Origin of the sequence: Ottowia sp. VDI28 (genome assembly GCF_049532675.1) — a bacterium.
GTDB lineage: Bacteria > Pseudomonadota > Gammaproteobacteria > Burkholderiales > Burkholderiaceae_C > Ottowia.
In genome coordinates, this window is record NZ_CP149820.1 from 532,541 (window position 1) to 547,407 (window position 14,867).

General features: G+C 61.8%; 12 protein-coding genes and 2 pseudogenes. 2 read left to right on the forward strand and 12 right to left on the reverse strand.

Annotated features, from left to right (window positions below):
• Positions 1–8: 8 nt before the first annotated feature.
• The 6 genes from WJU18_RS02420 to WJU18_RS02445 all read right to left on the reverse strand — a co-directional run bounded on the left by WJU18_RS02420 (position 9) and on the right by WJU18_RS02445 (position 5,263).
• On the reverse strand, positions 9–1,097 hold the full coding sequence (locus WJU18_RS02420) for a sulfate/molybdate ABC transporter ATP-binding protein (RefSeq protein WP_423458583.1): 1,089 nt from the start codon (positions 1,095–1,097) through the stop codon (positions 9–11).
• Positions 1,094–1,978: a sulfate ABC transporter permease subunit CysW gene (gene cysW, locus WJU18_RS02425; RefSeq protein WP_423458584.1), complete on the reverse strand. Its 885-nt coding sequence runs from the start codon at positions 1,976–1,978 to the stop codon at positions 1,094–1,096. The genes WJU18_RS02420 and cysW overlap by 4 nt, the downstream gene beginning before the upstream one ends.
• A complete protein-coding gene (cysT, locus tag WJU18_RS02430) occupies positions 1,975–2,850 on the reverse strand; it encodes a sulfate ABC transporter permease subunit CysT (RefSeq protein ID WP_423458585.1) in 876 nt (291 codons plus the stop codon). The genes cysW and cysT overlap by 4 nt, the downstream gene beginning before the upstream one ends.
• 73 nt (positions 2,851–2,923) lie before the next feature.
• On the reverse strand, positions 2,924–3,922 hold the full coding sequence (locus WJU18_RS02435; RefSeq protein ID WP_423458586.1) for a sulfate ABC transporter substrate-binding protein: 999 nt from the start codon (positions 3,920–3,922) through the stop codon (positions 2,924–2,926).
• A 135-nt stretch (positions 3,923–4,057) separates the two neighbouring features.
• Positions 4,058–4,243: a hypothetical protein gene (locus WJU18_RS02440; protein WP_423458587.1), complete on the reverse strand. Its 186-nt coding sequence runs from the start codon at positions 4,241–4,243 to the stop codon at positions 4,058–4,060.
• A gap of 15 nt (positions 4,244–4,258) precedes the next feature.
• Complete coding sequence (locus tag WJU18_RS02445) at positions 4,259–5,263, reverse strand: sulfate ABC transporter substrate-binding protein (RefSeq protein WP_423458588.1); 1,005 nt, start codon at positions 5,261–5,263, stop codon at positions 4,259–4,261.
• Positions 5,264–5,686: 423 nt separating this feature from the next.
• On the opposite strand from WJU18_RS02445, the gene WJU18_RS02450 reads away from it, so the two are divergent.
• On the forward strand, positions 5,687–6,694 hold the full coding sequence (locus WJU18_RS02450; RefSeq protein WP_423458589.1) for a C4-dicarboxylate ABC transporter: 1,008 nt from the start codon (positions 5,687–5,689) through the stop codon (positions 6,692–6,694).
• A 226-nt stretch (positions 6,695–6,920) separates the two neighbouring features.
• Complete coding sequence (locus WJU18_RS02455; RefSeq protein ID WP_423458590.1) at positions 6,921–7,865, forward strand: PDR/VanB family oxidoreductase; 945 nt, start codon at positions 6,921–6,923, stop codon at positions 7,863–7,865.
• A 90-nt stretch (positions 7,866–7,955) separates the two neighbouring features.
• On the opposite strand, the gene WJU18_RS02460 is transcribed toward WJU18_RS02455, so the two are convergent.
• The 6 genes and pseudogenes from WJU18_RS02460 to WJU18_RS02485 all read right to left on the reverse strand — a co-directional run bounded on the left by WJU18_RS02460 (position 7,956) and on the right by WJU18_RS02485 (position 14,772).
• Positions 7,956–8,438, reverse strand: coding sequence for a MaoC family dehydratase (locus WJU18_RS02460; RefSeq protein ID WP_423458591.1), 483 nt, complete (start codon positions 8,436–8,438; stop codon positions 7,956–7,958).
• Complete coding sequence (locus tag WJU18_RS02465; RefSeq protein ID WP_423458592.1) at positions 8,435–9,280, reverse strand: pyridoxamine 5'-phosphate oxidase family protein; 846 nt, start codon at positions 9,278–9,280, stop codon at positions 8,435–8,437. The genes WJU18_RS02460 and WJU18_RS02465 overlap by 4 nt, the downstream gene beginning before the upstream one ends.
• A gap of 37 nt (positions 9,281–9,317) precedes the next feature.
• The gene (locus WJU18_RS02470; RefSeq protein ID WP_423458593.1) at positions 9,318–10,295 is read right to left on the reverse strand and encodes a Bug family tripartite tricarboxylate transporter substrate binding protein; all 978 of its coding nucleotides are present in this window, start codon (positions 10,293–10,295) and stop codon (positions 9,318–9,320) included.
• 35 nt (positions 10,296–10,330) lie between these two features.
• Positions 10,331–11,868: pseudogene (locus WJU18_RS02475) on the reverse strand (class I adenylate-forming enzyme family protein).
• Between the two features lie 23 nt (positions 11,869–11,891).
• Positions 11,892–13,399: pseudogene (locus tag WJU18_RS02480) on the reverse strand (carboxylesterase/lipase family protein).
• A complete protein-coding gene (locus tag WJU18_RS02485; RefSeq protein ID WP_423458594.1) occupies positions 13,396–14,772 on the reverse strand; it encodes a Rieske 2Fe-2S domain-containing protein in 1,377 nt (458 codons plus the stop codon). The pseudogene WJU18_RS02480 and the gene WJU18_RS02485 overlap by 4 nt, the downstream one beginning before the upstream one ends.
• Positions 14,773–14,867: the final 95 nt, after the last annotated feature.

Genomic DNA, 14,867 nt, shown 5'->3' on the forward strand with positions numbered 1-14,867 from the left:
ACACGTTCTTAGATCATCACGGCCGGATCGTCCGCCACTTCCAGGAACACGCGCGCTTTGCGTGGTGAGACGCTGACGCTGTCTCCTTCCTTGAGACCAAGCTGCCGATACTCTTCGGCGGGCATGTCGGCCTCCAGAATAGGCGCGGGCTGGTCGCGCGGTGTCAATTCCAGGCGGGCCTGCGGGCCGATCACCAGTGCGCGATCAAGCCTGGCCACCAGGCCGGGCGCGCCGGGCGTATAAGGCGCCACGGCCAGGTCGCTTGGGCGCACGAAGGCCATGGCCTCCGCATCCATGGCCTCGGCATGTTCGGGGGCGGCGATATGCCAATCTCCTACTTGCATCTGGCCACCGCTGGCCCGGCCGTGGAACAGGTTCACATCGCCCAAGAAGCCGTACACGAACGGGGTGGCCGGGTGTTCCCATACCTCCTGGGGTGTGCCGACCTGCTCGATGCGGCCCTTGTTCATCACCACCACCCGATCGGCCACTTCCAGCGCTTCTTCCTGGTCGTGTGTGACGAAAATGCTGGTCACATGCAGTTCATCATGCAACCGGCGCAGCCAGCGGCGAAGTTCCTTGCGCACCTTGGCATCCAGCGCACCGAAGGGCTCGTCGAGGAGCAGCACCTTGGGTTCTACCGCCAGCGCGCGGGCCAGGGCGATGCGCTGGCGCTGGCCGCCTGAGAGTTGAGAGGGGTAGCGGTCGGCCAACCAGTCGAGCTGAACCAGCTTGAGCAGCTCCTGCACCTTGGCCTTGATGCGTGCTTCGCTGGGGCGCTCGCCGCGCGGTTTCATGCGAAGACCGAAGGCCACGTTGTCGGCGACTGTCATGTGCCGGAACAGCGCATAGTGCTGGAACACGAAGCCCACGCCGCGCTCGCGCACGTGCACCTCGGTGGTGTCCTGGCCGTTGAACAGAATGACGCCTTCGTCGCTGGACTCCAGCCCCGCGATGATGCGCAGCAGCGTGGTCTTGCCGCAGCCTGAAGGGCCAAGCAGCGCCACCAGCTCGCCGGACCCGATGTCCAGGCTGACATCGTCGAGCGCCTGGAATGCGCCGAACTGTTTGGTGATGTGGCGGATCTCGATGCTCATGATTGACCTTCGGGAGATAGATTCTTCTGTTGCCTTCCCTGCTGCCACTCCACCGCGGTCTTGATGACCAGCGTGGCAATGGCCAGCAATGCCAGCAGCGAGGCCACGGCGAATGCAGCCTGGCCCTGGTATTCGTTGTAGAGCACCTCCACGTGCAGCGGCATGGTGTTGGTCTGGCCGCGGATATGGCCACTCACCACGGACACGGCTCCAAATTCGCCCATGGCGCGCGCGTTGCACAGGATCACGCCATAGATCAGGCCCCATTTGATGTTGGGGACTGTCACATGCCAGAAGGTCTGCCACCCGCTCGCGCCAAGGACCTGGGCCGCCTGCTCTTCGTCGCTGCCTTGTGCCTGCATGAGCGGGATCAATTCCCGGGCGATGAAAGGAAAGGTGACGAACACAGTAGCCAGCACAATCCCCGGTACCGCGAAGATGATCTTGATGTCGTGCTCGGCCAGCCAAGGCCCCAACCAACCCTGCGCGCCGAATACCAGCACATAGATCAGCCCGGCGACGACGGGCGACACGGAAAACGGCAAATCGATCAGGGTGGTCAAAAAGGCCTTGCCCTTGAAATCGAATTTAGCGATACACCATGCTGCCGCCACACCGAACACCAGGTTCAAAGGCACCGTGATCGCCGCCGTGAGCAGGGTGAGAAGAATGGCGGACTGGGCATCGGGCTCCTGCAGGGCGGCCCAGTAGGCTTGCCAGCCGCTCTTGAGTCCTTCGGCGAACACGGCGGCCAGAGGCAGAACCAAAAACAGGGCCATGAAACCCAGGGCCAGCGTTGTGAACAGCCAGCGGACTGCGGGTGATTCAGTGGTGCGGATCCGCTTCGGGGCGAACGCTTTGGAATGGGCCTGCGCACTCATGACACATTCCCGTAGCGCCGCCGCCCCCAGGCCTGCAGCCCGTTGATGATCAGCAGCAAAATGAAGGAGATCAGCAGCATCACCGAGGCTACGGCGGTGGCACCGGCATAGTCGTACTGCTCCAGTTTGCCAATGATGATGAGCGGCGTGATTTCCGACACCATCGGCATGTTGCCGGCAATGAAGATGACCGAGCCATACTCGCCCACCGCGCGCGCGAAGGCCATGGCAAAGCCCGTCAGCAGTGCGGGCGCGATGGCGGGGAAGATCACGTACCGGAAGGTTTGCCACCGTGTGGCGCCGAGGCAGGCCGCGGCCTCCTCCAGCTCTTTCTCGGTGTCTTCCAGCACGGGCTGCACCGTGCGTACCACGAAGGGCAGGCCGATGAAGATCAGCGCAATGACAATGCCGCCTGGTTTGAACGCCAGTTCGATGCCGAGTGGTTCCAGATACTGGCCGATCCAGCCGTTGCCCGCCAGCAGGGCAGACAGCGAAATGCCCGCGACGGCGGTGGGAAGGGCGAAAGGCAGGTCTACCAGGGCATCGGCGATCTTCTTGCCCGGGAACTGATAGCGCACCAGCACCCAGGCCACCAGCAACCCGGCCACCACGTTGAACGCCGCAGCGATCAGCGAAGCGCCGAAGGTCAGGCGGAACGACGCCAGCACGCGCGGCGCAGTCACCGCTTCCCAGAACTGGGGCCAGCTCAGCGAGAGCGTTTTGAACACCAACGCTGAAAGCGGGATGAGCACAATCAGGCCGAGGTACAGCAGGGTATAGCCCAGCGTGAGATTGAAGCCCGGAAGGACACGGCGGCGAGTCCGGCGGCGCGGGGCCGCAGCGGAGGGCGCGGCGAGCGTGAGGGTGGTCATGTCAGGAGTTGGAGCAGCATGGTGTTTGCACCCGCCCCCTCAGGGGGTAGGCGCATTCCAGGAGGTGATCACATCACTTGCCAGGCGTGTAGAGCTTGTCGAACTGCCCGCCATCGTTGAAGTGCACTTTCTGCGCCTCGGCCAGCGAACCGAAATACTGCTGCACGGTAAAGAGCTTGATCGGCTTGAAAACGGCCGCATGCTTTTTCAGCACAGCTTCATCACGCGGCCGGATGCCATGCTGGGCGGCGATTTCCTGGGCTTCTGGCGAATACAGGTAATCCAGGTACGCCTTGGCCTCCGCGGCCGTGCCTTTTTTGTTCACCGTACGCTCCACCACGGCAACCGGGTTTTCCGCCACGATGCTGGCGGAGGGGTGAATGGCCTGTACCTTGCCCTTGCCGAATTCGCGTTCCACAGACACCACCTCGGATTCGAAGGTGATCAGCACGTCGCCCACGTTGCGCTGCAGGAACATACCTGTGGCGTCGCGCCCTCCGCGTGCCAGCGCGGGCACGTTCTTGTAGAGCTTGCTTACGAACTCCGCCGCTTGTGCGTCAGTACCGCCCTTGGCACGCACCTGGCCCCAGGCTGCCAGATAGGCCAGGCGGCCGTTGCCTCCGGTTTTGGGGTTGACCACTACTACCTTCACATCGGGGCGCGTCAGGTCATCCCAATCCTTGATGTTCTTGGGGTTGCCCTGGCGGACCAGGAACAGCATGGTGGAGGTGGTGGGAGCGGCATCGTTCGGAAACTTGCTGCGCCAGTCCTTGGCCACGACACCTTTGTCGGCGAGGAAGTCGACGTCGGTGGTGGTGTTCATGGTGACCACGTCCGCGGCCAGGCCATCGGCCACGGCACGCGCCTGCGCGCTGGAGCCGGCGTGGGATTGGTCCACGCGCAGATCCTTGCCGGTGGTTTTCTTGTAATGCGCAATGAAGGCCGCGTTGTAATCCTTGTAGAACTCGCGCGCGACATCGTAGGAAACATTGAGCAGCGTGACCTGCGCACTGGCGGCCGAGGCCGCGGCCAGTGCAACAGCGGAAACGAAGAGTCGAAGCGAGGTTTTCATGACATCCCTGAAAGCTATGCCGGTCCGTGACCAGCTTGAGCAAGGAGTTTGCGAGGGTGTCTTTAAAACTCAAACGACTTTTTTCTCTTTCTTTATTTGTTATTGATATATATCCGTTGTCTTGGAGGTTTGCGGTCAGCGCCAGCCAGCCGCCGCTGCGGGATAGGCTGGCCAATAGGGCCATCGCCGCAACTCGCTGCCTGTCACCATGCCCATGGGCCGCGCCGGGCGGGAACATTGCGTCACCCTCCAAAGCGCCGCGGTCACGGCCAGCATGCGCAGGGCTTCGGGTGGCAAGGGGCGGGTGGCTGGGGAGGTCATGCAAAGCTCCTCTTGTCATTTATTGGTGTAGATCTGGTCGAAGGCGCCGCCATCGGCGAAATGGGTCTTGGCGGCTTGCGTCCAGCCGCCAAAGGCCTGGTCGATGGTGAAGAGGTTCAGCTTGGGAAACTGGGCGGCATATTTGGCGGTGGCTTTGGCCGAAATCGGGCGATAGAAGTTCTTGCCCGCGATATCCTGGCCTTCATCGCTGTACAGGTATTCCAGATAGGCCTGAGCCACCGCGCGCGTGCCCTTCTTGTCAACGTTCTTGTCTACCAAGGTCACGGCGGGCTCGGCCAGTATGGAGAGGCTGGGATAGACGATATCGAATTTCGTCCCGAACTCCTTTTCCAGCAGATGTGCTTCGTTCTCCCAGGCCACCAATACGTCACCCTGATTGCGCTGGCCGAAAGTGACGGTGGAGCCGCGTGCGCCAGTATCGAGCACAGGAACGTTTTGATAGAGCTTGGTGACGAAATCTTTGGCGGGCGCATCGCCGCCATACTTGCGTTTGGCGTATTCCCACACTGCCAGGTAGTTCCAGCGCGCGCCGCCGCTGGTTTTGGGGTTGGGTGTGATGACCTTCACGCCGGGTTTGACCAGGTCGTCCCAATCCTTGATCCCCTTGGGGTTGCCTTGCCGCACCACCAGCACAATGGTGGAGGTATAGGGCGAACTGCTATGTGGCAGACGCTTTTGCCAGTCCTTGGGAATCAGTGCGCCGTGCGCAGCCAGTGCATCGGTGTCGCCAGCCAGCGCGAGCGTGGCCACGTCAGCCTCCAGGCCGTCGATGATCGAGCGCGCCTGTTTTCCTGAGCCGCCATGAGATTGCTTGATGGTCACTGTCTGGCCGGTGTTGGCTTTCCAATGCGTGGCGAAAGCCTTGTTGAACTCGACGTACAGCTCGCGTGTGGGGTCATAGCTGACATTGAGCAGCGTCACCGGCGTGGGTTGCGCCAGCGCGGCGGGGGCGGCAAGGGCAAGCGCGACGGCTTGCAGGGTATGGCGGCGTGAAAACATATTGTTGAACTCCCGTGGAAATTTAAGTGGCCAGGCCGGCATGGTGGCTTCAGCTTCCGCGAAAGCGAACGAATCTTTTCTTGTTTGTTTATGTGTTTCCTGTTGAACGCATCGCGTTTCCTAGCTGGCCAAAAGGCCAGCTACCAGCATCACAATGGCCAGAACGACGTAGGTGGCCATTTCCAGACGAGTGATTTGAGAAGAGGTGGCAGGTTGCATGGCTTCTATGTGTGGATTTGATCGAAGCTTGCCGTTCTCTGCGAAGTGTTTTCGGAGGGCGGCATGAAAGCTTGTGGAGGACCCCGCGGAAGAGGGCGCAGTCCAGCCGGCATGGTGGCTTCAGCCGCCGCGAAAGCGAACGAATCTTTTCTTCTTTGTTTATGCATTTCCTGTCGTTTGCGCGTGCAATGGCATGATTCCGGCATGCCGCGACAACCCGATGCCCTTAAATACCTTGGTTTGAACTGGTTTGCCATCGTGATGGGGCTGGCCGGGCTTTCTCTGTCGTGGGGGCGTGCGGCGCCCTTCCTGGGCGACCTGGCGGGTGCCGCCTCGCTGGTACTGGCGGGAGCGGCCGCGCTGGTCTTCGTGCTGCTGCTCGCGCTCTCATGGGGGCGCTGGCAGCGTTATCCGGAGGCGCTGGCGGCGGAGTTGACGCACCCGGTGCGGCATGCTTTCGTGGCCACGATTCCGGTGTCTATGATTCTGCTGGCGACGTGCGGTGTTTCGCTGCTGGGGCCTCAGACCTGGCTGGCCGTGCTGTGGTGGGCAGGGTCGCTGGCGCAATTTGGAGCCACATTCTGGGTGATGACGCGCTGGCTCAGCGCGGACAAGGCCCTGGCGCTCGGCTGGCCTATGCTCACGCCGGCGCTGCTGGTGCCTGTGGTTGGCAACGTGCTGGCACCTCTGGCGGGCGCCAGCCTGAACGCGGGCGAGTGGGCCTTCGCGCAGTTCGGTGTGGGCTTGTTGCTTTGGCCTGTGCTGCTGGCGCTCATCTTTGCCCGTATGGCGGCAAAGGGTTTGTGGACGGAGCGCCTGCTTCCCATGACTTTCATCACCATCGCGCCGCCCGCGGTGGTGGGGTCGGCCTCGTTGCAAATGGGCGGGCCGGTGGAACTGGCATGGATGTGCTGGGGCATGGCCTTGTTTTTCCTGCTGTGGAGCGTGCAACTGGGCCGCCGCATGTTGGCGCAACCGTTCTCGGTGGCGTTCTGGTCCATGGGGTTTCCATTGGCCGCATGGGCTACCTTGACGGCGCGGCTGGCTGTGCATCAACCTGCCATGCAGGCGCTGGCGATGATCGCGCTGGCGTTGGCTTCGTTGGTGGTGGTGGCGCTTGCGGCCGCTACCTGGAAGGGCTGGCGTGAAGGAAGTCTGCTGCAGCCTGAGCCGGTGGCGATGATAGCCGTGACTGGCGATGCGAACCCATAACGACTCTGCATGCGATCGGAAGGCGCGAATACCGTGCCCGAGACGCGTAGCGCGCTCGCCGCCTGCTCTGTCTGACCATTCAGGCGACTCACGGTCTCCTGGATACTGAAAAGCGTTCAATCTGGATTTTCCAAGCTTCTGGATCCGGTCTGCTTTGTCGTGCCATGAAATTATGAAAAACAAAATATAATTTCATTAATAGATGAAACTGATGAGAAGCACGTCAATGGATCCTCAAGGATTTCAAGTGAAGTTGGTTGCCATTCGGCTTGCCGCCGAAGGCACCATGTTGTTCGAGCTGAAAAAACTCGACGCCAGTCCGCTGCCGCCGTTCACCGCCGGAGCGCATATCGATGTGACGCTGCCGAATGGGCTGGTCCGCCAGTACTCGTTGTGCAATGGGCCTCTCGACACGGATTGCTACGTGATCGGAGTCAAGCGTGACCGCAACAGCCGAGGCGGATCGGCCTATATGCACGATACGTTGAGGGTGGGAGCAGTCCTCGAGGTGAGCGCGCCGCGCAATCACTTTGAGCTTGACGAATCAGCTGCACACACCATTCTGATCGCGGGAGGCATCGGGGTGACGCCAATTGCATGCATGGCCGACCGCCTGTCGGCCTTGGGCAAGAGTTATGAGCTCCACTACAGCGTCAGATTGCGCGATGAAGCCTTGTTCCTCGACCGCTTGCCGTCTTCGCTGAACCTGCATGTCGACGAAGAGCAGCCTCCCGGCCAATTTCTCAATCTTGCCGGCATTGTGTCCAGGGCGCCTGCGGCCACCCATTTCTACTGCTGCGGACCGGGACCCATGCTCGATGCTTTCGTGGTGGCCACGGCCGGAAGGCCTGAAGGACACGTGCACCTAGAACGGTTCAGCGCGGATATAGAGGTGGCTGCCGAAGGCGGATTCTCCGTGGAGCTTGCACGCACTGGGTGCACGGTCAAGGTAGAGCCCGGTCAAACCATTCTTGAAGCGGTTCGGACATGTGGCGTGCAAGTACGCGCTTCCTGCGAGCAAGGTATCTGCGGCGCATGCGAGACACGCGTACTGCAGGGAACGCCCGATCATCGGGACACTCTTCTCTCCAGCGAAGAGAAGGCTGCCAACGATGTCATGATGATCTGCTGTTCGGGCAGCCTGGGGCCGAGGCTGGTTCTGGATCTCTGAGAACTGTACGATAGCCGCCTCAATTTGGGGTTGGGGCCTGGGCTTCTTGGCCATCCGCGCCAGGGCAGGCTACTCGGCCCTCGCGACGCGTTAAAAATAGTACTTGGCCAGAGTCTCTGCCACGCATGCAGGTTTTGCTTCGTTCTCGATCTCGATGGTCGAGCGCCATGTCATCTTGACACTGCCGTCGCGCTCTGGCTCCATGTCCGCGGACTCGAGATGGAGCCTGACGCGTTTACCGACACGGACTGGTGCCGTGAAGCGAACCCGGTTGAGGCCATAGTTGATGCTCATGCGCGTACCCTGAACCGAGAGCGTGGAAGCGCTTAGCGCGGGCAACAGGGACAAGGTCAGGAAGCCATGCGCAATGGTGCCGCCGAACGGCGACTCCTTGGCAGCCCGTTCGGCATCCAGGTGAATCCACTGTCTATCGCCGGTCGAATCCGCGAACGCCTGAACCATTTGCGGGGTGATGGCCATCCATCCGCTGGTTCCCACGTGCTGGCCCTTCAGCGCCAGCAGTTCGGGCAGGCCATGGACGATGCGCAATGACGAAACCGAGATGCTGGTCATGATGGAGAGGTCTCTGAAAAAGGAGGTCGGAAGGCGCCCGCCGGATGCCTCAGCAGCCGGACGCGGCCGGTTTGGCCATTCGGGCCGAGTCCCGCATAGCCTTCGATGCTGTCGAGTTCGATCACTACGGCCACCCCAGCCATGGCGAAGTCATGATCGCGTTCCACCTGCGGAGCAGCTTGGTAGATCCGCAGCCGGGTGTCATCGTCATTCACGACGCGAGCGCGTCCTTTGAACTGATAAGTGGCCTTTGAATCCTCATTGCGATACATCAACGCGACTCGCGGCTGTGTCGCGATGGCTGACACAAACCCGCCTTCCGCGTTGCGGATCCAAAGGCAGAGGCTGTCGTCTTCGTGCACTTGCACGGAGCCGCGAAACGAGAGATGAGGCTGCCCGTCAGGGCCTACGTGGCCCATCAGCATAGGGTGCCTTTCGGCCAGAGCTGTGTTGATCAGTGTGCGCAGATCGGAGGGAATGCGGAGTGGGCCGGCAGGTGCTGCGCGCGGTGCAGTACGTTGTTGGGCGACTTCGGCGATGCTGCCTTCCCGAACCTGAACGGTTAATACATAACCTCGTTCAGGCCGGTCGGAGGGCGAGTATGCGGTGATGACGATACGCCCCGTCTGCAGAACAGGGCCGGTCCAGCGCATCCCTGTGGATTCTGCGATGCGCGCCATGCCCTCCAACTCACGTTTCACTGCCGCACGCTCCTCCACCGTTCGGCCCAGTGCCCGAAAACGAGCACCAGGTGCCAGGAGTGCATGCAAGGCATCAGCCCGCCGCGCCGAGTCCGTCCGGGCGGCATCCAAGGCATCCCGCAACTGGCGAGCTGTATCCATGGGATCGTAATTAGACATCGTCTCGGGCTTGCAGGCTCTACTGCGGCTCTATGCCGGCTTCGCGGAAAAGTGCAGTCCAGCGTGGTTCGTCTTTTCGAATAAAGGCATCGACTTCCGCGGGAGACATCGTGAGGGCTCTTCCTGATTCGAGGATGGAGGTCTGCAACTCGGGCAGTTTGATGACCTCGGTAATTTGACGGTGCAGGAAATCGACAATGGGGCGCGGTGTCTTCGATGGCACGAAGAAGCCGGTCCATGTAGTGAGCGTGACTCCCGGCAGCTGTTCCGACAGTGCGGGCGTTTTGGGGAGCAGACCCACCCGCTCGGGACCCGTGATGGCCAGCGGAATCACCTTGCCTTGCTCGATCAAGGGCTGAGCCGAGGGAATCGGGCTGAATCCGGCAAGCACCTGGCCTGCCATCAGGTCAAGCAGCATGCGTGAGTTTTCCTTGTAGGGTACGTAGACCGTGTTCAGCTGGCCTTTGGTTTCCATCATCTTGGCGACCACGGTCGTCGTGACACTGGCACCCGCGAGGTTCACTTTGCCAGGGTTGGCACGTATCCTTCGGATCAGCTCGGCCAAAGTCATGCCCTTGTTCGCGCTGCTGGTCACAAGCACGAAACTCGTATCCTGCAGCATAGCCACGCCGCTCAGGTCGGCCATGGGGTCGTAGGGCAGCGACTTGACCATCGAGCGCGCCGCGGAGATGCCGGAGTTGGTGCCGTACAGAATGGTGTAGCCGTCGGCCGGCACGCTGCGGGCCACGTATCCGGTCCCCAGCATGCTATTCGCGCCAGGCTTGTTTTCCACCACGATCGGCTGATGCAGCCGCTCGGACAACTCCTTTCCCATCTGCCGGGAGAATTGATCCGGTGAGCCTCCAGGGCCGAACGGAACGATGATGCGTATTGGCTGGGAGGGATAGGGCTGTTGGGCATGAACAGGGGCTGCCCATGGGGCTGCTACCAAACCAGGCAGTGCCAGCATGAGGCGCCGGCGTTGAATGTCTCTCATGTTTTTCTTTCCATCGTGGCTCGTTATCAGGAAAATCAAACTGCCGCGACTCTGTCCCGCAGTTCGCGCTTCAGCACTTTGCCAATGGCATTGCGCGGGAGTTCATCGAGAAGGTCGAGGGCGACGAGCCGCTGGGTCTTGCCCACACGCTCATTGGCCCATTCGCGCAGCGATGGTGCATCTATGGTCCCGGCGTCGCCGCGCAGCACGACAAAGGCAGCAGGAGATTCCCCCAGGTCGCGGACGGCACGCCCACCACAGCTACCTCCAGTACGGCAGGGTGCTTGCGCAGAACATCTTCAAGATCGCTGGGGTAGATGTTGAAGCCGCCGGAGATGATCATGTCCTTCTTGCGATCGAACAGAATCAGAAACCCATCGTCGTCGAAACGACCGATATCTCCTGTCCGGATGAAGCGCTTGCCTTGCGGATCGAACCATTCGGCCTCGCGCGTCTTGGCTGGCTGCCCATGGTAGCCCTTCATCATTCCACCCGAGTGACCGACTACTTCGCCCGCATGGCCAAGTTCCACTTCATGCCCCTCATCGTCAATCAGGCGGATGTCGCTGCCGCTTGCGGGGCGGCCGACCGTGTGTAGTTTGTCCGGATGGTGATGGGCTTCCAGGATGCAGGTGCCACCTCCTTCCGTCATGCCGTAATACTCAATCAGGCCACCAGGCCAGCGGCGGAGAACATCGGCCTTGAGCTCGGCGGGAAACGGCGCGCTGGTGCAGAACTTGCCGACGAAGGTGGACAAGTTCGTGCGGTCGAACTGATCGCTGGCCATCAAGCGCTGATACTGCACCGGGACCAGCATCGTATGTGTGGCCCGATGCTTCTCGCAAGCCTCCAGATAGCCAGAGACGCTGAAGCGGGGCATCAGAACCACCAGGCCGCCGAATGCCAGCGTGGGAAAGAAGACGACCAGAGTGGTGTTGGAGTAGAGCGGCGTGGAGAGTACCGCAACACTTTCGGGCGTATAGCCGTAGGGGCGGCCCCGTTGCATATGGACCCAGCGCATGCCATGCGGCTGGACAATGCCCTTCGGGTCTCCCGTCGTTCCCGACGAGTAGATGATATTGAAGGGCGACCCGGGCTCCAGCGTCACCGGTGAGGGCCGGGCGTCCTGAGCGGTCAGCCAGCTTTCGAACGCCATGCCGTACCCGGAGCCATCCAATGCAATCCGGGCAGGATCTGAGGACTCGCAGGGGTTGATCAGGGCGGCTGCCGAAGCGTCCACGAAAAACAGGCGGGCCTGGGAGTCAGCCAGCATGCGCGCCAACTGATCGGGTGTCGAGGACGGCGAGAGCGGCGCGACCACGATGCCGAAGCGAAGCGCTCCCAGGAAGACGGCCGCGTAAGTCTTGCTTGACTGCCCGCAGATGGCGATGCAATCGCCCGCCGAAAGTCCTGAGGCTTGCAGGGTGGCGCCGATCCGGTCCATCAGGCGATCCAGATCGCCGTAGCTCAGGAGGTCTTCAGGGGCGCCGACGTCCATCAAGGCTGGGCGGGCAGGATTCCGTTGCGCGTGCATACGGATCAAGCCGCCGATAGTGCCGAACGCTTCATCCATGAAATGGGTCAATTGATGGCTCCTCAAGCGGCTGCGTTGATACGGCCGCTGTAGATTCTCTCCAGAAAGCCGAGTTGCGGGGCGCGCCACGCTCGGCCGGAGATCACCGAGTCGCCCAGGACCAGATGCCCGTCTTCGGCGCTGTCGTAGGGTGCCCAGGTCCGGCCTGAAGGATCTGGATTTCCGCAGGAAGCGAATGCCACCCAGGAGCGCATCATGAAATCGCTGAGCGACTCATCGGCGGTATCGAATGCCGTGGGAGAGCCGGCCCGTCCGGCAGCCAGGTTGCCGAAGACGTGGCCTACTTCCTGCCCGTGGTGAGGACCATCGGTTTGGCCGGGACGGCGGCGCGTGAACAGGTAGCGCCATACCGGGCGGCTTTGGGCCACCATGGCGCGCGCAAGCAACTGCGTCCCATAGTTGAACTGGGTGTCGGCAAACAGCTCGGCCACGCGCTGGCGCACTTCGCCATCGTTCGTGGCGGGGTAGTGGCTCAGGGCCGTGCGGGTGTTCTCCCCGAAGTTCTCGTGGACCAGTGCGCGGTAGGAGGCCATGTCCTTGACCGGCCAGGAGGCCGTGAGCATCGATCCCTCATCCAGGTTGCTGCCCAGGAGGATCGGCATGGCATGCAACCGGCCTGCCAGAAATGCGGTGCGTTCTTCCTCGGGTATCAACCAGCCATCATGTATGGGCCGGAGTACACGTGGTGTGGTGAGGCCCCGCACCTTGGGTGTGAAGCGAGAGGTCAGGTCCAGGATCGTGGTGCTATCGAAGGCCCGTAGAGCCCGAATGTCGGGGTTGATTTGCACACCAAGCGCTTCCGCATCATGCAGGGTGGCCAGCGGACGGCCGGTACCAGGGCTTTGCAGAATCGCCTGGCTGAACAAGCCCGCGGCATGGGGAGATACCAGCAGCAGGGCAATCGAGGCTGAGCCGGCCGATACGCCGAAGACAGTGACCCGTGTGGGGTCACCGCCGAAAGCCTTGATGTTCTGCTGGATCCAGCGCAGCGCGCAGATCTGATCCAGCAGGCCATAGTTGCCGGACACGTGGTCGGGGGATTCCGCGCTGAGCCCGGGATGGGCCAGGAAGCCGAACAATCCCACCCGGTAGTTGAGCGTGACGACCACGGCTCCTTTCCCGGCGAGCGCTTGTCCATCGACCCGTGCGTCAGCACCCGACCCCCCACGAAACTGCCGCCATGCAGCCACACCATCACGGGCAAGCTGCCCGGCACCGCTGCCTCCGGGGCCCAGACGTTCAGATACAGGCAATCTTCATTCATGCCAGGGGCCCGCGTCGGGTTCTGCGCGCTTTGGGGACAATCGGGACCAAAGTCAATGGCGTCGCGCTCGCTCGGCCAGGGCGTCATCGGCTGCGGTGGCCGCCACCGCAACTCGCCCACCGGCGGCTGGGCATACGGGATGCCCTTGAACGCCCGGATCCCACTTTCCGGGTTCAACGTGCCGCGCAGAGCCCCGCATGGCAGCTGCAGGCGGGGAGGTGGCGTGTGGGAGGCACTCCCGCTCATTTGGCGGGTGCGAAAGCTTGTGCTGGCGTGGCCTTTTCGGCGTCGGCACGCTTGGCTTCCAGGGCGGCGATGGCATTGGGCGCGCGCCGGGCGCGATTGATCTGCTCGTTGTAGGCGTCCAGCCACTCCACCTCCTGATCGGCCAGGAAGTAGCCGCTGCGCGCACCCAGGAACACTTCCGGATCGTCTACGCCGGGCGGGACGGTGCCGTTTTCGGCGAACGCGCGTGCGGCTTTCAATAGGCGGCGGCGCGAGCGCGCGATCATCTGGTCGGCAGGACTGAGGTGCTCGAAATCATGGTCGGTGATGCCGCCCATGCTTTCTGTCACAGCTTGATCCTGCAGATGGATGTTCTCGATGCCCGAGTAGATGGTGTTGTCCTTCTGGGCCTGGCGGTCGATGGTCCAGTCGTTGGACTCATTGGCCTTGAGGCGCCAGCGTCCCAGCCATTCGGTGGAGATCGGCTGGTACTCGGCGGGCTTCAGGCTTCCGCCCAAAAAGGTGCCATCTTTCAGGGGCAGCTGCCGCAAGTTGGGCATGTCGCTGCGCCAGCTGATGAACACCATCATGGTGTGCGTATCGTCCAGCGGCACCCAGGCTCGTGCATGAACATTCTTGTCGAACTCGCCCTGAGGCGTTTGTGTCCAGAACGGCAGCATGAAGTTGGCGAAGCGCCAATAGGTCTTGCCCTTGCCGGCATCCCGGTAAGCGCCGTAGCTGGTACCCCAGCCCGCGTCACGTACGTTGTAGCGGGGGGCGCGTTCCTTGGCGGTATGGTCGAGCGGGTGTCCTTCAGGCACATTGTCGGGGTCGAGGTTGCCCGCGTGCAGGAAGCCGAAATGCGAGGTGTCGATATCGCCTTCCAGGCTTTGCACGAAGTTGCAGTCGCGCAGCACCATGCTGACCGTGACTTCCGCATCAGGCGCGATGGCGGGTTCGATGAGCGGCAATGGAGGCGGTTCCTTGCGGTCACCCATATACACCCAGATCAGGCCATTGGCCTCACGGGTCTTGTAGACCTTGGCCTTGACCTTGTCCTTGAAGTTCTGGTCGTCCGGGACGCTGGGCATGTCGATGCAGTTGCCTTCCACATCGAATTTCCAGCCGTGATAGATGCAGCGCAGGCCGTTCTCCTCATTGCGTCCCAGGAACAGCGAGGCGCACCGGTGAGGACAGCGGTGATCCATGACGCCCACGCGGCCCTGGCTGTCGCGGAAGGCGATGAGCTTCTCGCCCAGGAGCATCAGCCTCATGGGGGCACCGTCGGCTTCGAGCTCGCTCGACATCACGGCAGGCATCCAGTACTGCCGCATGAAATTGCCCATGACCGTGCCCGGGCCGACGCGGCACATGTCTTCAGTGTCTTTGTTCATCGCTTGTGCTCCTTGTAATGCCGCCACGCCGGTGGCGAGGATGGGTTTTTAATTTCAAAAATAAAATTATATTTCGTTTATTGGAATTTCTCAAT